The sequence below is a fragment of the Pseudomonas sp. P4_C1 genome (assembly GCF_056402155.1).
In genome coordinates this window covers 61,509-83,385 of record NZ_JBFUHY010000018.1, presented here as the reverse complement: position 1 = coordinate 83,385, position 21,877 = coordinate 61,509, and the positions used below count along the sequence as shown (strand labels likewise).

Below are 21,877 nucleotides of genomic sequence, written 5' to 3'. Positions count from 1 at the left end.
TGCGGGAATAGCTCAGTTGGTAGAGCACGACCTTGCCAAGGTCGGGGTCGCGAGTTCGAGTCTCGTTTCCCGCTCCATATTTAACGAAAACGCCGCTCATCGAGCGGCGTTTTTGTGTGCGCGTAAAAAACCGGATCAACCGCTGAGGCTCTGTACCAGGCTTTCGAGCGCTTCAATGGTTTTGTCATCCTGCACCGGTTGCGCAGCGGCAGCCGCTTTGATTTGGTGTGCCAGGCGGTATTCGCTGGGTGTGCAGTTGGCGAACTGCTTGAAGGCACGGGCGAAGTAGGAAGGATCCTTGAAGCCGGCCTCATAGCCGATGCTGGTAATAGGCATCTGGCTGTTGTCGAGCAGATCCTTGGCGAAGTTCATGCGCTTGTCCAGGATGTAATCCGTGAAGCCAAGCCCATTGGCTTCCTTGAACAGGCGGCTGAAGCGAAATGTCGTCATGCCGCAGCGCTGCGCCAATTCCCTCTGATCGATGCTGTCACGAAAGTGCTGTTCGATGTACAGCATGACATTGCTCAGCGCCTGGTGCTTTTGGTGTCCCGAGGTCAGGCGGATGCTTTCCGGCAGGGTCGGGGAGTGGTCGATTTGTGATGACTTGCCCCGGCCGTTGGTATTTCGACGCAGCTCGCAGAGCTGCACCACTGCCGACAGGTAACGATTCCTCTCGGTGGTCGAGAGCGGGAGCACCATGTATTCCCAGACGCTGGAGCGCATGGCCCATACAGCCAGTTCCTCCGAGTGCTGCACGGTGAACATGGTGATCGGGATGGTGGGGGTGGTGCGTTTGATCTCCAGCAACAGCCGCAAGCCTTGCGTGTCGGGGCGATCAAAATGGATGCAGATCATGTCCGCGTGTTCCCCGATAGGCAACACGGAGTTTTTCGCCAGATTGCAGTCGCAGGTACTCTCGAACTGCGCGACGAGTTCCTTCGTGGACCGATCATGAGTCAGATCGAACCACAGGAGCGATGGCCTTTTGGTCAAATTGGACGTCATGTCTCTACTCTGGGGTTCTTGGTGACTCTCTTAGCTAAGGAGTATTGCCAAGGTGCCATCACTTTGCAGATTTAATCCTGATAGGAAAGACGATTTTTAGTTGCTTTCGCTATATAGGTTGCCTGGAAGGCAGCCTCGGGCGAGTGTTTGTTGGTGTGTTTTCGACGAGCCCGGGTTGAACCGTTTGTCGCTTGTGAATTATTGATAATCGCCATTGCTTTGCCACGCCTTGTTTACCCCTCCCATGACTTCTGCAAAGGCCAATGACCCGTATTTGGCCACCCCGCAAAAAAGTCCTAGCGATGTGCAAAATCTTACTAACGCCCATGCCTTGCCCCTGACTAGGGTTACATCAGGCAGCGCAGAAAGTACTGCCTCAGAAAAAACAACATTCGAGTGAGGTGGGCAAAATGATCATGCAAACAATCAAGGCTTCGGTAGTGAAATTCGTCAAAGACGAAGATGGCCTGACCATTGTGGAATACGCGGTGGCCGGTGGGCTGATTACGGCACTTGTTGTCGCGGCGTTCACTCTTCTTGGAGGCGCCGTGAATACCAGGGTCCGGGCGCTGTGTACTGCCATTAGTGCTGCTCCGTGCTGATAACGATAACTCACCACGGTAGAGAGAGGCTGCGACGTTCAGGGAGCAGCAGGCTGGTACTGCTTTGCTCCTAGGGCGACTCGGCATTCTGGTCGGTTTCGCGCTGTTTCTGCCGATGTTCATTCTGGACGGAGTCGTCAAAGTGAGGTGATCAAAATGTTTAGGCAAATAATCAAGGCTTCCGTGCTGAAGTTCGTCAAAGACGAGGATGGCTTGACCATTGTGGAATACGCGGTAGCGGGAGGGTTGATTACGGCAGCTGCTGTCACGGCGTTCACTCTTCTTGGAGGAGCCGTGGATACAAGGATCAGGGGGCTGTGTAATGCCATTGTTCCTGGTACTTGCTGATAACGATAACTCTTGGTAGGGAGATGCATGATGTCCATGGAACAGCTGGTAGCGACTGTTGTGCTGATAGGACTGCTGGGCCTGGCGGTGGTGAGCGACCTGCGTCGCCACCGCATTCCTAACTTGCTGATTCTGGTAGGTCTGACCTTGGGGTTGGCCGGCCAGACCTATTCAGGTGGGATCAGTGGGATGGGGGATGGCCTGCTGGGCCTCCTGATCGGTTTTGCGCTGTTCCTGCCCATGTATGCCCTGGGGGGCATGGCGGCCGGTGACGTCAAGCTGATGGCCATGGTTGGCAGTTTTCTACCCCCCCATTACGCCTTGTGGGCTGTGTTCTTCAGTCTGATATGGGGAGGGCTGTGCGGTTTCCTGATCGTTCTGGTGCGCGGTCAATTGTTGCAAACCCTGGGGCGCTATCGGTTGATGTTTTTGGCGCGGGCCTATATGGCGCCGAACCCGGGCGAGGTAGCCGGTAAGCCCTTTCCTTACACGGTAGCGATCCTGCTGGGGACGTTGAACAGCATCTACTGGCAACTTAACGCCGGTGGATTCGGAGGTTAGTCATGCACGTCATCGTCGAAAGTGATGCCTACTCCAGCGATCGGAGCGCGGTGCAACGCCTGGCTCCTCAGCCCTGCACTATCCGTGAAACCGGCCTGACCGACAGTTTTCTCGGCGAGTTGGTGTGCAAGCATTTGTTTGATGCTGGTGTGCTGGACATGTCACGACTGGTGGAGCGCCTGGCGCTGACCGGCGCGGTACTTGAAGAGGTCCTGGCGTTTCTGCGCAAGGATGGCCGTGTCGAAGTACTTGGACAGGCGAGTCAAACGGGCGGGCAGATGTTGCGTTATGGCCTGACCGAACGGGGTCGCAGTGTCGCCCGCGATGCCCTGTCGCGCAGTGGCTATATCGGTGCGGCACCCTTCCCGGTGAGTACCTACCGGTCCCTGATCAAATTGCAGACCATTCACCATGGTCGCATCAACGCCAACGATATGCGCAATGCCCTGGCTGGTGTAGTGCTCACGGAGGAGATGCTCGATCAGTTGGGTGTGGCGATGAACTCCGGGCGCGCGATCATGATTTATGGCCCCGCGGGGACCGGCAAGACCTATGTCAGCAGTCGGCTGATCCGTCTGTTCGCCGAGGCCATCTGGGTCCCTCATGCCATCGTCATCAACGAGTCGGTGATCGAGATCTATGACCCGCAGGTGCATCAGCGGCTCGATGAAAATGCTCAACAGAACAACCTGATGCTCAACGAAGGAATCGACCGTCGACTGCTGCGCTGCAAACGCCCGATCGTCATCACGGGCGGTGAGTTGAGCATGGAACAGCTGGACGTTCGCTATGACCCCTTCACCCGTCAATACCAGGCCGCCTTGCAGCTCAAGGCCAGCAATGGCCTGTTCATCATCGACGACATGGGGCGCCAGCGCATGGCCCCCGCCGAGCTGTTCAATCGCTGGATCGTCCCGATGGAAGAGAAACGCGATTTCCTCAACCTGGGCGGCGGACGGCATTGTGAGCTGCCGTTCGATCTGATTCTGGTGTTTTCCACCAACCTCAATCCCCTGGAACTGGCCGATGAGGCCTTCCTGCGCCGGATTGGCTACAAGCTGCAGTTTGGTTACCTGAAGCCCGAGCAGTACGAAAAGATCTGGCGTATGGAAAGCGAGCGTCTGGGCATTTCCTATGACCCGCTGCTGGTGCGTTATGCGCTGCAAAGGCTTTATGCAAGTGAAGGCATGCCCCTGGTGCCCTGCCATCCCCGAGATCTCCTGAACATGGCACTCGATCGCCAGCGTTATATCGGCGGTTCCGGACCACTGTCACCGAAAGAGTTGGAATGGGCCTGGCACAACTACTTTGTCCAGCTCGACTTTCTTTGATACGGAGATACTGACATGAGCTCTCGTACGCTGACCCTGATAGGCGTTTCCCTGGCCATGGGCCTTGGGGCTGCATGGATGGCCGACTCCTGGTTGAGCGCGCGGCTCAATGCCAGCCCGGATGACCACCTGCGAAGCGTGGTGGTCGCCACGGTAGAGATTCCATTCGGGCAGATGGTCGAGGCCCAGCAGCTCACGACCGTACGCATGCCCATGGATACGATCCCGGACGATGCCTTCGATGCCAGCGAAAAAGCCGTGGGCAAGATCGCCACGTTCGACATTCTGCGGGGCGACATCGTGCGCGGTGCGCGTCTGAGCGAGCACCTGGGGGGCAGCACCCTGGCCTCTTTGATTGCCCCGGACAAACGCGCCATATCGGTACGGGTGGACGATGTGGTCGGCGTCGGCGGATTCCTGTTGCCGGGTAACCGGGTCGATGTACTGGCGACCAAAACCACCAATGCCGGCAGTAACAGCGCCTCCTCCAGGACCATCCTCGAGAACTTGCGGGTGTTGGCGGTAGATCAGACCGCGGGTACCGACAAGACCCAACCGGTCGTGGTGCGTGCCGTGACGCTGGAGATGTCGGCGGCTGAAGCGGAAACCCTGGTCACGGCGCAGACGGAAGGCAAGTTGCAACTGGCGCTGCGTAACCCACTGAACCTCGAGAAGAAAACCGCGGCCGTTGCGTCTGCCGCACCGGCCATGGCGGTGGCTACCGCCACAGAGCCAAAGCGCGTAGTGCCGCGTGGTAATGGAGAGGGTGGCAGAGCCGTCACCATTATCCGCGGGATCGAGGCCAATGTAGTCAAAATTCGCTGACCGGGCGCAACAGGTGCCTGGGCACCGCGGCATTGGCGGAGCCGATCCGGATCGGTATCGGCAATCGAGGGCTTGATGATGAATCTTCGTATTCAGCGGCCGTTCACTTCGACGCCAAGGCGCCAGGAAGGATCGGTGAGTGTAATGATGGTGATCGCGTTGGCGGCGATGGCCATGATGGCGGCGCTGGCTTTGGATGGCGGGCATATGATGCTGAACAAAACGCGCCTGCAGAATGCCGTGGACGCCGCCGCCCTGAGTGGCGCCAAGACCCTGAGCCAGGTGGCGGGTGGCATCAACAGTGCCAGTGCGACGCGTACCGCTGCGCTCAATACGCTGACACAGAATGCCAATGCCACGGGCAACAACGAATTGGCCACGGCTGTCGGCGGCAATGCAGGCACGTTCGCGGTGGTGGAACTGGCAAGCAGTGTCTATGGCCCGTTCTCCTATCCCGGGCCGGCGGATGCCAAGTATGTTCGGGTATCGGTACCGAGCTATAGCCTGACGGGATTTTTCTGGAACTTCGCCCAGGTATTCGGCTCTGGTGGCCTGGGAGCCAAAGCGGTGGCGGCAATTGCCACTGCAGGCCCCAGCCCCACCAGCCCCTGCGATCTCGCACCTTTGATGGTCTGTGGCGACTCGACTAAAAACAACCCGGCTGCTGGCATGTTCTGGGGCTTCCAGTTTGGTGATTTGCAGGTATTGAAGACAGCTTCCGGCAATTCGTCGCCCATTGGTCCAGGCAACTTTCAGTTGATCGATTTTGGCTCGGGTGGCAGTCAGGTCAAGGAGGATCTGGCCGGAGGTGGCAAGGTCTGTCGCAATGTGGGGCAAGATGTCCAGACCGCGCCTGGCAACAAGGTCGGCCCTACCTCTCAAGGCCTGAATACGCGCTTCGGCATCTATCAGGGGCAGGTCAGTGCCTCGGCCTATCCGCCGGATCTGGTGACGACGTCCAGCACCCCTGCGATCACTTACGACGACTCAGTCAACCCTCCACAAACGAAGTACCAGGGGCAAGCCGTCACCTCGAACAACGGCAATCTCACCGCGGGCAGCAACTCGATACTGGACTACAACGACTGGCGTGCGAGCGTTGCCGCGTGTGTGGCGGGGGGGAGTGGTTGTCAGGGCAATGGGGTGTTCGAGCGCCGGATGCTGAAAGTCGTGGTGGGCGACTGTACCGGCAAACAGGGCGGTTCAACCTCGGTCCCCGTCCTCGGTTTTGGTTGCTATTTCGTGGTACAGCCCATGGATGGCGGCGGCACGGACTCGCAGATCTTCGGCCAGTTCGTGAAGACGTGCGAAGGCGACAACGTGGCCGGCCCCTCGCCGTCAACCGATTCCGGCCCGCAGATCATTCAGCTCTATAAAACCTATCTCAACGGCAGCGGCACTCCGAGCACTGACTCGTAGGAGGCGTCATGAGACTTCACGGATTTAAACATCCACAGCGCCAGCAAGGCCTGGCCATTGTGGAGTTCACCCTGGTCCTGCCGGTGTTGCTGTTGCTGATGCTTGCCTTCGGTGAGTTCGGCCGCATGCTCTATCAGTACAACGTGCTGCTGCAGGCCAGCCGTGATGCCGACCGTTTCGTCGCCAGTCAGGCCTGGGACTCGACACTTGGTGCGGTCGCTGTGAGCAATGTGCTACTGACCCAGACGCAAAACGTTGCGGTGTATGGCGTGCCTGCCAACACCGGGACCGCTGTGGTGTCAGGGCTGACGACTGGCAACGTGGTCGTTGCCGCAGTGGGCACCAACCATGTGCGGGTCACCATCACTTACACGTTCTGCCCGGTGATTGGTGCTGGCAATTGCGCCGGATCGCTTCCCGGTTTTTTTGGTAATCAGATTTCACTGAGCATTCCACTGGTCGCCACTACCGTGATGAGGGCCCTGTGATGAATAGAAAACACATGCGCGGCACCTATACGGTGGAGTTCGCCATCGTTGGTCTGCTGATGTTTACGCTGTTGTTCGGCGTGGTGGAAATGGGCCGCCTGTACTTCACGGTCAATGCACTGGATGAAGCCGTACGCCGTGGTACGCGCCTGGCGGCGGTGTGCAATATCAGCGATCCGGTGGTGTTGCGGCGGGCGATCTTCAATGCCGCGACCGACGCAGGTACGAGCCAGCTGATCGGCAATCTGGCCACCACCAATCTGACGCTGACCTATCTGGACGTAAACGGCGCTCTGGTGGCCAACCCCGCTGACCTGGTCAGCGCCAATGGTTTTCGTGCCATCCGCTATGTCCGGTTGAGTCTGCAGAACTTCGTTTTCAATCTGTTCATTCCCGGGTTCGGCGTGCCCATTACCTTGCCCGCTTTCCGGGCAACGTTGCCACGCGAAAGCCTCGGGCGTCATTCCGATTCCGGGGAGATCACGCCATGCTGAATACCAAGGACACTCCACTCTCCAGTTCGACCGGCAAAGCCGGGCTCAGGTTGCTGATCAGCAGCCGTGATGCCACGTCGTTGCGCGACCTGCAGAGCGTCTGCCAACGCATGCCCAGCCTGGAGGTAAGTACTCGGCTGGTGAGCAATGGGCATGTCGACCCGCTCTACGGCCTGGACCGGATGCCCGATCTGTTGCTGTTGCGCGTCAGCCACCTGTGGCGTGAAGAGCTGGCGGCACTGTTGCAGCGCCCGGCCCATGAGCGTCCGCCGATGTTGGTGTGCGGGCTGCTGAGCGAACAGGAAGGCATGCGCCTGGCGATGCAGGCCGGCGCCCGTGATGTGCTGCCGGAGCCTGTTGCCGAGACGGAACTGGTCGGCGCCTTGAATCGGCTGGTCATGGAGGTTCGGAGCGGCAGTGGGACAGAAGGGAAATTGCTCGCCGTGATCAGCGCCAAGGGCGGATCCGGCGGCACCATGCTGGCCTGCAACCTGGCTCAGCAGCTCAGCATCAAGGGTGGCAGTACCCTGTTGCTGGACATGGACCTGCAATTTGGCAGCGTGACGCATTACCTGGATGTGGCGCAGACGCACAGCCATCTGGAGGTGTTGCATCAGATCGACGGCATGGACAGCGTCGCGCTACGGGGTTTTTGCAGCCACTTCAGCCCGACCTTGCATGTGCTGGGTGGTCGGGCCGGTGAGCTGTGTCTGCCGCAGGATGCTCAACCCGAGCAACTTGACACCCTGATGCAGTTGGCCCGCGCCAGCTATGACTGGGTGGTGATCGATCTGCCACGGCAAATCGACCACCTCACCGGCTCCGTGCTGGAACAGGTGGATCGGGTATACGTGGTGGTGCAGCAGAGCGTCAGCCATCTGCGCGATGCCAGTTCCCTGGTGCGGATTCTTCGTGACGACCTGGGCGTGCGTGGAGATCAATTGCAGATAGTGGTCAACCGCTATGACAAGGCGGCAGCGGTCAGCCTCAAAGATGTCGGTGAGGCGCTGCGCTGCACGAATCTTTCGAAATTACCCAACGACTTCAACCTGGTCAGCCAGAGTCAGAACACCGGCGTGCCGTTGGCTCTGCATGCGCCGAAGGCGGCGATCACCGTTGCCCTGCGCAACGTGGCTGAAGAACTGGTCGGCAAGCAGATGGCTGGAAACAAAGGCGTGCTCAAACGCGCCTTCAACCGTTTTTTCGGGGGGTGACCCATGATCAGTGACTTTCGTAACCGCTTGCGCAAACAATCCGCTAAATCCGCCTCGTCGCAGGCTAACCAGCCAGGTGACGACTCGCTGGATCCGGCAGAGGAAGTGATGGCGTGGGAGCGTGCAACGCCGGACGTTCTTTACGAAACCAAAAGTCAGGTCACCCCGGTGGAGGCCGAGTGGCGAGAAAAGATCTACCAGCAGTTGCTCAAGGTCATGGACCTGTCCTTGCTGGACTCCCTTGAACAGGCTGAGGCTACGCGGCAGATTCGCGATATTTGCCAACGCCTGCTCGATGAACACTCGGCACCGGTGAGTACTTCGAGCCGCCAGTTGATCATCAAGCAGATCACCGACGAGGTGCTCGGCCTTGGCCCCCTGGAACCGTTACTGGCCGATCACAGCGTGTCCGACATACTGGTCAACGGCCATGCCTCGGTCTATGTCGAGCGCTTTGGCAAACTGCAACGCACCGATGTGCGCTTTCGCGACGATCAGCATTTGCTGAACATCATTGATCGCATCGTCTCCAGCCTGGGTCGGCGTATCGACGAGTCCTCGCCCTTGGTGGACGCCCGGCTCAAGGACGGTTCGCGGGTCAATGCGATTATCCCGCCGCTGGCCATCGATGGCCCGAGCGTGTCGATCCGGCGCTTTGCGGTGGACCTGCTCAATACCGACAGCCTGATCCAGGTGGGGACATTGACCCCGGCCATTGCCCTGCTGCTCAAGGCGATTGTCCGTGGGCGCTTGAACGTGCTGATTTCCGGCGGTACCGGCAGTGGCAAGACCACCATGCTCAATGTGCTGTCCAGTTTCATTCCGCACAACGAGCGGATCGTCACCATCGAAGACTCGGCCGAACTGCAACTGCAGCAGCCCCACGTGGTGCGCCTGGAAACCCGGCCTTCGAATATCGAGGGGCGTGGCGAGGTGAGCCAGCGGGAGTTGGTGCGCAACAGCCTGCGGATGCGTCCGGACCGCATTGTGATCGGCGAAGTGCGCGGCGTCGAGGCGCTGGACATGCTGACCGCGATGAACACCGGCCACGACGGCTCGCTGACCACGATCCACGCCAACACCGCGCGCGATGCGTTGGGGCGGGTCGAGAACATGGTGTCGATGACCGGGGCTACTTTCCCGATCAAGGCCATGCGTCAGCAGATCGCTTCGGCCATCGATGTGGTGATCCAGCTGGAACGCCAGGAGGACGGCAAGCGCAGACTGGTCAGTGTGCAGGAAATCAACGGCATGGAAGGCGAGATCATCACCATGACCGAAATCTTCTCCTTTGCGCGCCATGGCATGGGCGAAAACGGCGAAGTGCTGGGTGATTATCGGCCCAGCGGCATGATCCCCGCCTTCCGCGATGTGCTGGCCAAGCGCGGCATCGAGTTGCCGCTGACGATGTTCAGGCCTGAATGGATGGAGGCACGGCAGCCATGAACCAGGTTCCCGGTGAATTCATTCTGATGTTCCTCGGCATGGTGTTTATCGCCGTCTTCCTCCTGTCCCAGGGGGTGGCGGTGCCGGTATTCGGCGAGGCCGGCAAGATGCGCAAGCGCATCCGCGGCCGCCTGCACGTAATGGAAAAAGCCAATAATTTGCCCAACATGCAAACGGTATTGAGGCAGAAGTACCTGACGCGCTTGTCGCCACTGGAGGCCAGGCTTGAGCAGCTGCCCTTTATGGAAACATTGACGCAAATGATTGAGCAGTCCGGGCACGAATACCGGGCCTATCGGGTATTGCTGCTCGGGCTGGCGCTGGGTGTCTGGGCGGGTATCTTGATCTGGATGGTCTCGTCAGTCTGGTGGATGGCGCTGATCTCGGGCTCCGCGGTCTTCTGGTTACCCATACTGAAAATCTCTCGCGACCGTGGCAAGCGTTTCGCCGCATTCGAGGAAGGCCTGCCGGACGCGCTGGATGCCATGTGCCGCGCTCTGCGCGCCGGGCACCCATTCAACGAAACCCTGCGCCTGGTGGCCGAGGAGCACAAGGGACCGGTCGCTCATGAGTTTGGCCTGACCTTCTCCGATATCAACTATGGCAATGATGTACGCCGGGCCATGCTCGGCCTGCTGGAGAGGATGCCCAGCATGACGGTGATGATGCTTGTGACCTCGATCCTCATCCATCGTGAGACCGGCGGCAATTTGACCGAAGTGCTGGAGCGTCTGAGTCGGCTGATCCGCGGGCGCTTTCGCTTCCAGCGCAAGGTTAAGACCCTGTCGGCCGAAGGGAGGATGTCAGCCTGGATACTGGTGGCCATTCCCTTCGTGCTGGCGGCGGTGATCGTATTCACGACTCCTGAATACATGCCGTTGCTGCTCAATGATCCGTTGGGCCATAAGCTGATAATCGGGGCTTTTTTTTCCATGTTGGCCGGGATTTTCTGGATTCGCAAAATCATCCGGATTCAGGTTTAAGCGGTATTCGCTACCGGGAGGTACAGGTCATGGATTTTTTGCTCGGGTTGTTCAGTAGGGTCACTGGGAACGAGGAGCTGGCGCGCCTGTTGTTCCTTGGTGCGATCGGTTTGAGTACGGGGCTTGTGGTCGTCGCCGTGAGTTTGCTGATGATGGGGCTTCAGGATCCCGTGCAGCGTCGCCTGGCGCTGATCAAGCGTGGTCATTTAGGCAACACGACCGGGCAGGACGCTCCGGGTAATCTGCAACTGTTGCTGGAACGGGTCGGCCAGCGCTTTGGCTCGGCCGAATCGGCTCAGACCTCCGTCACCCAGACCCTGTTGATGCATGCGGGATACCGTTCCTCGTCGGCGGTGCAGATGTACTGGGCGGTACGCTTGATGTTGCCGCTGTTATTGATCGGTATTGCGCTGCTGCTGTTGCCGATGATTCCCAAGGTTTCCCTGATCATGGGGCTGTTGTTGGTGTTCTTGGTGGCCGGAGTCGGATGGTTGGTGCCATCGCTGTATGTCGCCAAGCGCAAGCAGTTGCGACAAGGTCGGCTGCGTGCCGCGTTTCCGGATGCGCTGGATCTGATGGTGGTGTGCGTGGAGTCGGGCCTGGCCTTGCCCACGACCATCGAACGGGTGGCGGAGGAGATGTCGGTCAGTCAGGTCGAACTGGCTGAAGAGCTGGCCACGGTCAATGCACAAATCCGCGCGGGCATTTCCAGTACCGAGGCGCTCAAGCAACTGGCCGTACGCACTGGCCTGGATGACGTACAAGGGCTGGTCAACCTGTTGGCGCAGAGTATCCGCTTTGGTACAAGCGTGGCCGATACCTTGCGCATCTACGCCGATGAGTTCCGTGACCGGCGTACGCAGGCCGCCGAAGAGATGGGGGCGAAAATTGGCACCAAGATGATATTCCCGCTGATTTTCTGTCTGTGGCCGAGCTTCTTCCTGATAGCCATTGGCCCCGCCATGATCGGGGTATTTAAGGCATTCGGTAAGTAAGCAGGAGTGGCTTGCTGTCGAACAGGATGGCTGTACTACATATGAGCGGGGTGGAGCAGGCGAACGGAGTGCATTCACTCCAATCGCTTGCTCCACCTTGTAGTACCTGGACTGTATTTTTCTGCACACGACATCAAGCCCGGCTTTGCAGCCAGGCCACTCTGGACTACGGCAGAGGCTGATCACCCATCACATGTCTCAGTTGCCATTGCCGATGGTCATTTGTCCCGCTGCATCCTGGTCAAAATATTGCGGAATCGGGTAGTTGAAGCTATTCAGCCAGCGCTGCATGGCCAGGTCACGTTCGGTGGCCGAAGCGGTTTGCAGTTTAGTGGAGGCAACCACACCGCGAATCTGCAGTTGCAACCATTGTTCGGTGCCTTGTTGATACGGCGAAGAGGGGCCCGGCTCAATGGCCCAGGCAGTGGTGGACAGGCAAGCCGTGCACAGGATCAACAGCCGTTTGGTATTCATCTCGACTCCTCTTGCGTTCTACTTGTTCGCACTGGTGGAGGCATCGGCTACCTCAGCCTTGCGATTGCCATCGGTAGCCACCACTTTTTGGGCGGAGGCCTTGAGTTTTTCCGCGCGGGTTTGAGCCTCTACGACTTGCTTGGGGCTCAAGTCGGCGCGGGTCACAAGTTCGGCGGCCGATTTCCAGTTATCCTGGTAGATCAGCAACGTCACCATATTGAGTGCCGCCAGTGTGTTTGCCTGCTTGAGCTCCATGGCGGTCATGAACTCAAAGCGTGCTTCAGGGATCCGCCGCTGATTGAGGTAGACGACCCCCAGGTCATTGCGCATCCTGTCGTCGGTGGGGGCCATCTGCACCGCACGCTCAAGGTGAGTGGCAGCGCTGGCGTTATCATTTTTGGCGGCGGCCAGTTGGCCCAGGCCAAGTTCCCCTTCAGCTGCCAGACAGGTGCCGAGCAAGCTTTCGTACAAGGGCTGCGCGTCGCCGCTACGCCCCATCAAGCGCAGCACCCGAGCCTTGCGCAGGCGAACCTGCACCAGGTTATCGGGCATTCCTTCCAGATTCGCCAAGCTGGCATACAAACGGCCTTCGTCGGCCATGTTGTCGGCCAGGTTCAGGGCCAGTTCCTGCTCCGAACCGGGCTTGGCACAGCTGGCCGGTCTTGAAGACAGGCCGTTGCTGGCACAACCGGCAAGCATTAATGTCGCCGCTATTGCAATGACTGCTTTCATCGAAGGTCCCCTGGCTACAACAGGTTGAACGCCTGGCCAATGGCAATAAGGCTGGCCCGGCAAGCGTGCAAAGTCACCGTCAGGCGTGAGGGCGAGGCCAGTCGGGTTCAGGCCCCGGTTCATTGCGAGAGCCCGCTGCGACTGTCGAAGTCGCCATTTTCCAGGAAAAACATGCGATAGAAGTTCGGGTCGTAATTGCGCAGCTGCTCGCCAGGCAATGACGGCAGTTGTGCATTGGCCGCCAGTGGCTGGACCAGATGCGGGGTGACGATCATCAGCAGTTCGCGCTCTTCACGGTTGATGGTGTTGTCGCGGAAAAATGCGCCCAGAACCGGGATATCGCCCAGCCCCGGAAACTTGTTCACCTGGGAAGTGTTGCGGGAGCTGATCAGGCCGCTGATGACGAAGCTTTCGCCGTCGGCCAGGGAAATGCTGGTATCGGTACGGCGCACGGTCAAGGCCGGGACTATCGTGCCGGCGATGCTCACGGCGTTGGTGAAGTCCAGTTCACTGACTTCCGGTGCCACCTTCAGCGCGATACGGTTTTTCCCGATGATGGTCGGCGTCAGGGTCAGGCGGATACCGAACTCCTTGTACTCGATGGACACGCTATCACTGCCTGAGCTGGGCACCGGAATCGGTATTTCACCACCGGCCAGGAAGCTTGCACTCTGCCCGCTGAGCGCGACCAGGCTTGGCCGCGCCAGGGTATAGGCGAAACCGCTGCCTTCCAGCGCGTTGAGCGCCACCAGGGTATTGCCGGTAGCAAAAGTGAGGTTGAAGTTGTCGTTGTTCACCGGTATCACCGGCGTGACAATGCCGCCGATGGTGGGCAAGGTTCTCGGCGAGCCGAACAGGAAATTGCCGCGGATGCCGAAAATCGAGGCGGAGGCTTCCTTGAGCTTGGTCCGGCTGACTTCAACGAAGCGGATATCGGTCTGCACCTGGCTCGGCAGCAGCGTGTCGTCGGAAGGCACCGACGGCACGCTGGTCAGCGCCGACGTGGCCTTACCCTTGACGAACACCATGCTTTGGCGCGGCGTTTTCGAACAGGCGGTCCAGACCATCAGGCTGGTGGTCCCCGGTGCAAGGCCCGTGAGTATGAACGCGCTGCTGCCGCTGGGTTGCACGTCGGCAATTTTCGGGTCACCCACCGCCAGTTGCGTTACCGGAACGGGGCTGCGCAGTTCACTCTGCAGCCCCTGACCGACCTCGTAGGTTGTCGGCCAATTGTCCAGTTGCGGGCAATTGGCCGGCGCGGCCTGAGCCGCATCCACGCTAAGGCCCATCCAGAACAGGCCATGGATAATTCGCTTGAAAGCGGGCTCGCTACGAAAGCTCATTAAGTACATCCTCACTGGATGGGCCGTCTTTAGGCGGACTGAGTTGTCTCGGATCACTTCACTTCACGGGGATCGGGCTATCCCCCTCCCAATGCGCCAGACCCGCTATCCATAGCCTTGGCGTTATTCCTTGCGTTACACACGAGCGGGTCCACTTCGCTGATCTGGCGGGACAGCGAGCGACCTGGTTCCCTCGGAAAGCAATCGGTAATGAAGGTACAGAGCCGGAAAACGCCTGCCAGGATCATGGTGAGGTAACTCCTTTTGCCAATTTGCTGTCTGATCACTGAAGCTAACGTGGAAAATCCAGCCGTGATGACTTCTTATTGTTTGAAGGTAGTTCAATCAGTCCAAAGTGCCATGAATTTAAACAAAACCATTGGTGCAAAGGCTGGGTTTAGGCGGGCGGGCGAGCGATTCGGGCAAGGTCGCAGCACGGTGCGCTTGCCTGATGTTGACGGGGTGTGCTGAAGGCAATAAATAAAAAGGCCCGCATGCTCAAGCATGCGGGCCTTTGGCATCACTGATAGAAGATCAGTGCTTGCTGTCCTGGTTCGACAATGCCAGCAGTTGCTTTTCCTGGTTCCAGTCGAAAGGTTCGTCGTTCTGTTCGGCTTCGAAGCGGCGCTCTTCCAATGCCTGATACAGGTCGATCTCTTCATCGGACAAGTAGTGCAGGCAGTCACCGGCGAAATACCACAGCAGATCCCGTGGAATCAGGTGGGCGATTTGCGGATAACGGGAAATGACTTGAGTCAGGATGTCCTGGCCCAGGTACTGGCTTTCGATTGGGTCGATCGGCAGTGACGCCAGCAATTCGTCGAAGCGCTCAAGGAACAAGGCATGGCTTTCTTCGGGAACCTGCTCGGCCTCACCTACGGCGACCAGGATGCTGCGCAGGTGGTCGAGTAAAACGAGATGATCGGCAACGATGTTGGACACGAGATAAGTCCTCAAGAGCAAAACGGGCGCGGGAGTATAAAGCGCCCGCGCCCGTTTTTACATGCTTGAAGGGATCAGCGGACTTTTCCCTTGGCCAGTGCCAAAGCCTTTTGGTCAAAGTCATCGACATCGATCACCTTGCGCCGGGCCGCTTCGGCTTCACGCAGGGTTTGGGCTTCCACCGGCTGCAACACACCAGCCTCGAGGGCGGCATCGATCGCCGACTCGCCGGCCAGCGGTTTGACCTGGCCACTCTTGAGTGCCACGTGCAATTTTTTCTGCAATGGCTGTGCGGCGCTCAACAGATTGCAGGCGTGTTGCAATGCACCGACCGGGTCGTCGCTCGCTTGTGGGCGATAGCAACCCAGGAGCAATTCCTCCAGGGCAGGGTCGCCCTTGGCGCGGCCAATCAACGCAGCGACTTCGGCACCGAGTTTGTCCGATGGCCCTTTGTGCCGGCGACCGAACGGGAACACGATCACCCGCAACAGGCAGCCGACGACTTTGTTCGGGAAGTTATCCAGCAGCTCATCCATGGCCCGTTCCGCCTGGCTCAGGCTTTCTTCCATGGCCCAGGCCAGCAGCGGCGCCATGTACTGCGGTGAGTCGAGGTCGTTGTAGCGTTTGAGCGCGGCGGAGGCCAGGTAAAGGTTGCTCAACACGTCACCCAGCCGTGCGGACAGACGTTCCCGGCGTTTCAGTGCGCCGCCCAGCAGCATCATGCTGAGGTCGGCGAGCAGGGCGAAAGCAGCGGCCTGACGATTGAGAGCACGGAAGTAACCCTGGCTGAGTTTGTCGCCCGGGGTGTGTTCCAGGTGCCCGAAACCGAGATTCAACACCAGCGTACTGGCGGCGTTGCCCACAGCGAAACCGATGTGCTTGAGCAGCAGGCCATCGAACTCCGTGAGCGCCTGATCCTTGTCTTCACGGTCGGCAAGGGCCATTTCCTTGAGGACGAAGGGGTGGCAGCGAATTGCACCCTGGCCGAAGATGATCAGATTGCGCGAGAGAATGTTCGCGCCTTCGACGGTGATGAAAATCGGCGCGCAGTTCCATTTGCGACCGAGGTAGTTGTTCGGCCCCATGATGATTGCCTTGCCGCCGTGCACATCCATGGCATCGCTGAGGCAGTCGCGGCCGCGCTCGGTCAGGTGGTACTTGAGAATCGCCGACAGCACCGACGGTTTCTCGCCCAGGTCGACCGCATTGGCGGTCAGCATGCGGGCGGCGTCCATCATCCAGGTGTTGCCGCCAATGCGCGCCATGGCTTCCTGAATGCCTTCGAAAGCGCCAATCGGCACGTTGAACTGCTCGCGAACCTGAGCGTATTGGCCCGTCACCAGGCTGGTGAACTTGGCCATGCCGGTGCCCACCGCCGGCAGGGAAATCGAACGCCCGACCGACAGGCAATTCATCAGCATCATCCAGCCTTTGCCGAGCATCTCCTGGCCGCCGATGAGGAACTCCAGCGGGATGAACACGTCCTTGCCTGAATTCGGGCCATTCATGAATGCGGCGCCCAATGGCAGATGCCGGCGGCCGATCTCGACACCGGGCAGGTCGGTTGGAATCAGTGCCAGGCTGATGCCCAGGTCATCTTTGTCACCCAGCAGGTGATCCGGGTCGTAGGCCTTGAAGGCCAGGCCGAGGAGGGTGGCCACCGGACCGAGGGTGATGTAACGCTTTTCCCAGTTCAAGCGCAGGCCGAGGACTTCCTGACCCTGCCATTCACCTTTGCAGATCACTCCCGAGTCCGGCATGCCGCCGGCGTCGGAGCCGGCCAAGGGACCTGTAAGGGCAAAGCACGGGATGTCATCGCCGCGAGCCAGACGTGGCAGGTAATGATTGCGTTGTTCGTCGGTACCGTAATGCAGCAACAGTTCGGCCGGGCCGAGGGAGTTGGGGACCATTACGGTGGTTACGAGGTCGCCGCTGTGGCTCGCCAGTTTCATCGCCACTTGCGAGTGGGCATAAGCGGAGAAGCCCTTGCCGCCAAACTCCTTGGGGATGATCAGGGCGAAAAAGCCGTTGTCCTTGATGAAGGTCCAGACTTCGGGCGGCAGGTCCATGGTTTGACTGAGCTGCCATTCATTGACCATGGTGCAGAGTGTTTCGGTCGGCCCGTCGATGAAAGCCTGTTCCTCTTCATTCAATTGCGCTTTGGGATAGGACAGCAGTTTGCTCCAGTCCGGACGGCCACTGAACAGTTCGCCATCCCACCAGACCGTGCCGGCGTCGATGGCGTCGCGCTCGGTTTGCGACATGGGTGGCAGGGTTTTCTGGAACCAATTGAACATCGGCGCGCTGAACAATTTGCGACGCAGGTCGGGCAGCAGCAAGGGCGCGGCGACAGCGGCGATCAACACCCAGATAACCAGCAACAACCAGCCCGGCGCGCGGCTGAAAGCGCCCATTGCCACGGCATAGACGGCCACGATGACCAGGGCGGGCAGCGGGGCGATGCGGCGGTGGGCCAAATAAGCAATCCCGACCAGCAGAACCAGTATCCACAACAGCAGCATATTCATTCCTCCGTGAAACCATGGCGAACCAGCCCACAGAGCTTAGACGGCATCCGCGAAACAGGCTGGTTGGAGCGATGTGATTGGAATCGTGGGAAAAGCGTTCATTGAGCGAGCGGCAAAGCGCCCATGTTTGGCCGAAACGTCGTTATCTCTGTGCTCAAGCGCTCGCTAGACTCGGGGCTTCCCCAGGAGATTGTTCTCATGCACGAGTATCTGAGTCCCGGCCGCTTCATCGATAGTGACCACCCGTCCGTGGTGGAGTTCGCCGAAAAACACCGTGGCGCCAGTCGCGATCCGCTTGCGCAGGCGATCAGTCTCTATTACGCCGTGCGCGAAGCGGTGCGCTACAACCCGTACACATTCAGTCGCGATCCGCAGACCCTGCGCGGCAGTTATGCATTGGCGGCCGGGGAGAGTTACTGCGTGCCCAAGGCCACGTTGCTGGCAGGTGCGGCGCGGCATTGCGCGATTCCCGCGCGGATCGGCCTGGCGGATGTACGCAATCATTTGTCGACGCCACGGCTGCTTGAGTTGCTCAAGAGCGACATGTTCGCCATGCACGGCTACACCGAGTTTTATTTGCAGGATCGCTGGGTCAAGGCGACCCCCGCGTTCAATCGCAAACTCTGCGACCTGTTCAATGTGGCGCCGCTGGAATTCGACGGGATAAACGACAGTGTTTTTCATCCCTTCAACCGCGATGGCGCGAAGCTGATGGAGTACCTCGTCGATCACGGCCAGTTCGCTGACGTACCTGAAGCGTTCTTTTTCGAACACCTGGAAAAATGCTATCCGCACCTGTTCGGTGAGCAACAGCAACCGCTGTTGGGTGATATGCAGAGCGATTTGAGTCGCGCCTGATCCGGCGTATGCTGCCTGCCCACTTACCGAAAAAGAGGCGGTCATGCTGAAGATCTGGGGTCGGAAAAACTCGTCGAATGTCAGAAAGCCATTGTGGGCCGCCGAAGAACTGGGGCTGGCCTACGAGGCTATCGATGCCGGTGGCGCCTTTGGTGTCGTCGATACGCCCGAATACCGCGCCATGAATCCCAATGGTCGGGTTCCGGTGATCGAGGACGATGGCTTCGTGCTGTGGGAATCCAATGCCATCGTGCGTTATCTGATGGCCCGTCACGCCAACGGCACGGCCTGGTATCCGGCGGATCTGCAAGCCCGTGCCAGCGCCGACAAATGGATGGACTGGACCACCTCAAGCTTTGCCGGTCCGTTCCGTACCGTGTTCTGGGGCGTGCTGCGTACCCCGGCAGACCAGCAGGACTGGCCCGCCATCAAGGCGGCGATCAAAGAATGCGACACGCTACTGGCGATGGCCGATCAGGCGTTGGCGAACAAGCCCTACCTGTCCGGGGACGAGATCGGCATGGGCGATATTCCCCTGGGCAGTTTCATTTATGCCTGGTTCGAGATGCCGATCGAGCGTGCGCCACAGCCGCATCTGCAGGCCTGGTATGCACGGTTGAAACAGCGTCCGGCGTATCAAAAGGCGGTCATGACCGCGTTGACTTAATACTCACTATCGACACGCTTGACTGTACTTGTGTGGCGGCGACAAGCACCATTGCGCTGATGCGACGTGGTTGCAATGCGCGCCGCCCGCCCTTACCTGACCCTTTTTCCCTTCTTGGTGCGTAAATCAGATATGAGTTCCGCTCTGTCCATCCGGCAGCTAACCAAAACCTACGGCAACGGTTTCCAGGCCCTGAGTGGTATCGATCTGGATGTCGCCGAAGGTGACTTCTTCGCCTTGCTCGGCCCCAACGGCGCCGGCAAATCCACGACCATCGGCATTCTCTCGACCCTGGTGAACAAGACCAGCGGCACGGTGAATATCTTCGGTCACGACCTGGACAAGAACCCTGCGCAGCTCAAGCGCTGCATCGGCGTGGTGCCCCAGGAATTCAACTTCAACCAGTTCGAAAAGACCTTCGACATCGTCGTGACCCAGGCTGGTTACTACGGCATCCCGGCGAAAATCGCCAAGGAACGCGCCGAACAGTACCTGACCCAGCTCGGCCTGTGGGACAAGAAGGACGTACCGTCGCGTTCGCTGTCCGGCGGCATGAAGCGGCGCCTGATGATCGCCCGCGCGCTGGTTCATGAGCCGCGCCTGCTGATCCTCGACGAACCGACCGCCGGGGTGGACATCGAACTGCGTCGCTCGATGTGGAGCTTTCTCACCGAGCTGAACCAGAAAGGCATCACCATCATCCTCACCACCCATTACCTGGAGGAGGCTGAGCAGTTGTGCCGCAACATCGGCATCATCGACCACGGCACCATCGTCGAGAACACCAGCATGAAGCAGTTGCTCAGCCAACTGCATGTCGAAACCTTCCTGCTGGATATGAAAAACACATTGCAAGTAGCGCCGCAGTTGCTCGGTTACCCGGCCAAGCTGATCGACAGCCACACCCTGGAAGTCCAGGTGGACAAGTCCATGGGCATCACCGCGCTGTTCACCCAGTTGGCGCAGCAGAACATCGAAGTGCTGAGCCTGCGCAACAAAACCAATCGCCTCGAGGAGTTGTTCGTGTCTCTGGTGGAGAAAAATCTGTCGAAGGTGGCGGTATGAGTTCCGAGCTGCGCCCCAACCTCGTTGCCCTCAATACCATCGTTTACCGTGAAGTCCGGCGTTTCACCCGGATCTGGCCGCAGACCTTGCTGCCGCCGGCCATCACCATGGTCCTGTACTTCGTGATCTTCGGTAATCTGATCGGTCGGCAAATCGGCGACATGGGTGGCTTCACTTACATGGAGTACATCGTGCCGGGGCTGATCATGATGTCGGTGATCACCAACTCCTACGGCAATGTGGTGTCGAGTTTCTTCGGCAGCAAGTTCCAGCGGTCCATTGAAGAACTGATGGTATCGCCGCTATCGCCGCACACCATTCTGATCGGCTACACCCTGGGCGGCGTGCTGCGCGGCTTGATGGTGGGAATCATCGTGACCCTGCTGTCGCTGTTTTTCACCCATTTGCAGGTGCATCACCTGGGCGTGACCATTCTGGTGGTGGTGCTGACCGCGACGATCTTCTCGCTGCTGGGTTTCATCAACGCCGTGTTTGCGCGCAACTTCGATGACATTTCGATCATCCCGACTTTCGTGCTGACGCCACTGACCTACCTGGGCGGGGTCTTCTATTCGATCACCTTGCTGCCGCCGTTCTGGCAGACCGTGTCCCTGGCCAACCCGGTGCTGCACATGGTCAACGCATTCCGTTACGGCATTCTCGGCGTGTCGGATATCCGGATCAGTATTGCGATTACGTTCATGCTGGTGGCGACCGTGGTGCTTTACCTCGGTTGTGCGCGGTTGCTGGTGAGTGGGCGTGGGATGCGTACTTGAGGACGACCGAGTCGTCTGCATCGCGAGCAAGCTCGCTCCCACAGGGGATCTACTTTGTGACATGGATCGAGTGTGGGAGCGAGCTTGCTCGCGATGGCGTCAGCCCAGACACCGCATAAAAAACGGCCTCCCCAGTGGAGGCCGTTTTGCATTCTCACATCCGGCTCTTCTTGCGCCGCTTCCATTGCCGGGCCACCCACCAGCGCCAATACATCATTACCAAGACGTAGGCCAGTGCCCCGAGTACCAACCCGGTTACCACCGAACCCAGCAGAAACGGTTGCCACAAGGTCGAGATTTCGCCGCTGATCCATTCCCAGGTCAGCGAGTCCGGCAACTGCCGGGCGGGAACGTCCATCAGCCAGGCGCCGGCCTGGTAGGTGCAGAAGAACACGGCAGGCATGGTGATCGGGTTGGTCAGCCAGACCAGGCTCACGGCAATCGGCATGTTGCCGCGCACGATGATGGCAAGGATGGCCGCCAGCAGCATCTGCAGCGGGATCGGCAGGAACGCGGCGAACAGACCCACCGCCATGGCGCGGGCAACGGAGTGGCGATTGAGGTGCCACAGGTTCGGGTCATGCAACAGCGTGCCGAGAAAGCGTAAGGACTTGTGTTCCCTGATGCTCATCGGGTCTGGCATGTAACGTTTGAATAAGCGCCGGGGCATAAGGCTTCTCGGTCGGTCAGGGCGGCAAGTATGTCTGGATTCTACGAGCTGCCCATTCAGACTTTGTGACAATTATTGACGACGCCCATCCGATGGGCGGGCTAAGCCTTG

At 59.1% G+C, this 21,877-nt stretch carries 23 protein-coding genes and 1 tRNA gene; 17 read left to right on the top strand and 7 right to left on the bottom strand.

All coding sequences use genetic code 11. From position 1 onward, the window contains the following. The first annotated feature begins 1 nt into the window (after position 1). Positions 2–77, top strand: a tRNA-Gly gene (locus AC1DU9_RS13950). Between the two features lie 58 nt (positions 78–135). Here AC1DU9_RS13950 and AC1DU9_RS13945 read toward each other — a convergent pair. Beyond that, positions 136–1,005 (bottom strand): AraC family transcriptional regulator, encoded by an 870-nt coding sequence (locus AC1DU9_RS13945; RefSeq protein ID WP_477810340.1) that lies wholly within the window; start codon positions 1,003–1,005, stop codon positions 136–138. Between the two features lie 410 nt (positions 1,006–1,415). Here AC1DU9_RS13945 and AC1DU9_RS13940 point away from each other — a divergent pair, with 410 nt between their 5' ends. From AC1DU9_RS13940 to AC1DU9_RS13885, 12 genes are all read left to right on the top strand, one after another. Continuing rightward, positions 1,416–1,607 carry a Flp family type IVb pilin gene (locus tag AC1DU9_RS13940; RefSeq protein ID WP_477810339.1) on the top strand — a complete coding sequence of 64 codons (192 nt, stop codon included), beginning with the start codon at positions 1,416–1,418 and terminating at the stop codon, positions 1,605–1,607. 156 nt (positions 1,608–1,763) lie between these two features. Next, positions 1,764–1,955: a Flp family type IVb pilin gene (locus AC1DU9_RS13935; RefSeq protein ID WP_477810338.1), complete on the top strand. Its 192-nt coding sequence runs from the start codon at positions 1,764–1,766 to the stop codon at positions 1,953–1,955. A 30-nt stretch (positions 1,956–1,985) separates the two neighbouring features. Continuing rightward, positions 1,986–2,516 carry an A24 family peptidase gene (locus AC1DU9_RS13930; protein ID WP_477810337.1) on the top strand — a complete coding sequence of 177 codons (531 nt, stop codon included), beginning with the start codon at positions 1,986–1,988 and terminating at the stop codon, positions 2,514–2,516. A gap of 2 nt (positions 2,517–2,518) precedes the next feature. Beyond that, entirely contained in the window at positions 2,519–3,847 is a 1,329-nt protein-coding gene (locus AC1DU9_RS13925) for an ATP-binding protein (RefSeq protein WP_477810336.1), read from the top strand. A 15-nt stretch (positions 3,848–3,862) separates the two neighbouring features. Next, positions 3,863–4,672 carry a Flp pilus assembly protein CpaB gene (gene cpaB / locus AC1DU9_RS13920; protein ID WP_477810335.1) on the top strand — a complete coding sequence of 270 codons (810 nt, stop codon included), beginning with the start codon at positions 3,863–3,865 and terminating at the stop codon, positions 4,670–4,672. A 75-nt stretch (positions 4,673–4,747) separates the two neighbouring features. Beyond that, positions 4,748–6,091, top strand: a complete 1,344-nt coding sequence (locus tag AC1DU9_RS13915) for a TadE/TadG family type IV pilus assembly protein (protein WP_477810334.1) — start codon at positions 4,748–4,750, stop codon at positions 6,089–6,091. Between the two features lie 8 nt (positions 6,092–6,099). After that, positions 6,100–6,579 (top strand): TadE/TadG family type IV pilus assembly protein, encoded by a 480-nt coding sequence (locus tag AC1DU9_RS13910; RefSeq protein ID WP_477810333.1) that lies wholly within the window; start codon positions 6,100–6,102, stop codon positions 6,577–6,579. Next, positions 6,579–7,073, top strand: coding sequence for a TadE/TadG family type IV pilus assembly protein (locus AC1DU9_RS13905; RefSeq protein ID WP_477810332.1), 495 nt, complete (start codon positions 6,579–6,581; stop codon positions 7,071–7,073). The genes AC1DU9_RS13910 and AC1DU9_RS13905 overlap by 1 nt, the downstream gene beginning before the upstream one ends. Beyond that, positions 7,067–8,287 (top strand): AAA family ATPase, encoded by a 1,221-nt coding sequence (locus AC1DU9_RS13900; protein WP_477810331.1) that lies wholly within the window; start codon positions 7,067–7,069, stop codon positions 8,285–8,287. Before AC1DU9_RS13905 ends, AC1DU9_RS13900 begins: the two co-directional genes overlap by 7 nt. A gap of 3 nt (positions 8,288–8,290) precedes the next feature. Further along, positions 8,291–9,733 (top strand): CpaF family protein, encoded by a 1,443-nt coding sequence (locus tag AC1DU9_RS13895; RefSeq protein WP_477810330.1) that lies wholly within the window; start codon positions 8,291–8,293, stop codon positions 9,731–9,733. After that, positions 9,730–10,716 carry a type II secretion system F family protein gene (locus tag AC1DU9_RS13890; RefSeq protein WP_477810329.1) on the top strand — a complete coding sequence of 329 codons (987 nt, stop codon included), beginning with the start codon at positions 9,730–9,732 and terminating at the stop codon, positions 10,714–10,716. The genes AC1DU9_RS13895 and AC1DU9_RS13890 overlap by 4 nt, the downstream gene beginning before the upstream one ends. A gap of 29 nt (positions 10,717–10,745) precedes the next feature. Then, positions 10,746–11,711: a type II secretion system F family protein gene (locus AC1DU9_RS13885; protein WP_477810328.1), complete on the top strand. Its 966-nt coding sequence runs from the start codon at positions 10,746–10,748 to the stop codon at positions 11,709–11,711. Between the two features lie 198 nt (positions 11,712–11,909). Here the strand turns inward: AC1DU9_RS13885 and AC1DU9_RS13880 are convergent, their stop codons facing one another. The 5 genes from AC1DU9_RS13880 to AC1DU9_RS13860 all read right to left on the bottom strand — a co-directional run bounded on the left by AC1DU9_RS13880 (position 11,910) and on the right by AC1DU9_RS13860 (position 17,724). After that, positions 11,910–12,185, bottom strand: a complete 276-nt coding sequence (locus tag AC1DU9_RS13880; RefSeq protein WP_477810327.1) for a DUF3613 domain-containing protein — start codon at positions 12,183–12,185, stop codon at positions 11,910–11,912. 18 nt (positions 12,186–12,203) lie between these two features. Next, positions 12,204–12,917: a tetratricopeptide repeat protein gene (locus tag AC1DU9_RS13875; protein WP_477810326.1), complete on the bottom strand. Its 714-nt coding sequence runs from the start codon at positions 12,915–12,917 to the stop codon at positions 12,204–12,206. Between the two features lie 119 nt (positions 12,918–13,036). Further along, positions 13,037–14,260, bottom strand: coding sequence for a type II and III secretion system protein family protein (locus tag AC1DU9_RS13870; protein WP_477810325.1), 1,224 nt, complete (start codon positions 14,258–14,260; stop codon positions 13,037–13,039). A 534-nt stretch (positions 14,261–14,794) separates the two neighbouring features. Next, positions 14,795–15,202, bottom strand: coding sequence for a PA2817 family protein (locus AC1DU9_RS13865; RefSeq protein ID WP_007991629.1), 408 nt, complete (start codon positions 15,200–15,202; stop codon positions 14,795–14,797). A gap of 74 nt (positions 15,203–15,276) precedes the next feature. Next, entirely contained in the window at positions 15,277–17,724 is a 2,448-nt protein-coding gene (locus AC1DU9_RS13860) for an acyl-CoA dehydrogenase (protein WP_477810324.1), read from the bottom strand. A 204-nt stretch (positions 17,725–17,928) separates the two neighbouring features. Here AC1DU9_RS13860 and AC1DU9_RS13855 point away from each other — a divergent pair, with 204 nt between their 5' ends. The 4 genes from AC1DU9_RS13855 to AC1DU9_RS13840 all read left to right on the top strand — a co-directional run bounded on the left by AC1DU9_RS13855 (position 17,929) and on the right by AC1DU9_RS13840 (position 21,096). Further along, positions 17,929–18,588, top strand: coding sequence for a transglutaminase-like domain-containing protein (locus AC1DU9_RS13855; protein ID WP_477810323.1), 660 nt, complete (start codon positions 17,929–17,931; stop codon positions 18,586–18,588). Between the two features lie 43 nt (positions 18,589–18,631). Next, entirely contained in the window at positions 18,632–19,255 is a 624-nt protein-coding gene (locus AC1DU9_RS13850; protein ID WP_477810322.1) for a glutathione S-transferase family protein, read from the top strand. A 132-nt stretch (positions 19,256–19,387) separates the two neighbouring features. Beyond that, a complete protein-coding gene (locus AC1DU9_RS13845) occupies positions 19,388–20,320 on the top strand; it encodes an ABC transporter ATP-binding protein (protein WP_223459634.1) in 933 nt (310 codons plus the stop codon). After that, the gene (locus AC1DU9_RS13840; protein WP_223459632.1) at positions 20,317–21,096 is read left to right on the top strand and encodes an ABC transporter permease; all 780 of its coding nucleotides are present in this window, start codon (positions 20,317–20,319) and stop codon (positions 21,094–21,096) included. Before AC1DU9_RS13845 ends, AC1DU9_RS13840 begins: the two co-directional genes overlap by 4 nt. A 154-nt stretch (positions 21,097–21,250) precedes the next feature. Here the strand turns inward: AC1DU9_RS13840 and AC1DU9_RS13835 are convergent, their stop codons facing one another. Continuing rightward, positions 21,251–21,766, bottom strand: coding sequence for a DUF2062 domain-containing protein (locus AC1DU9_RS13835; protein ID WP_223459630.1), 516 nt, complete (start codon positions 21,764–21,766; stop codon positions 21,251–21,253). Between the last annotated feature and the right edge of the window lie 111 nt (positions 21,767–21,877).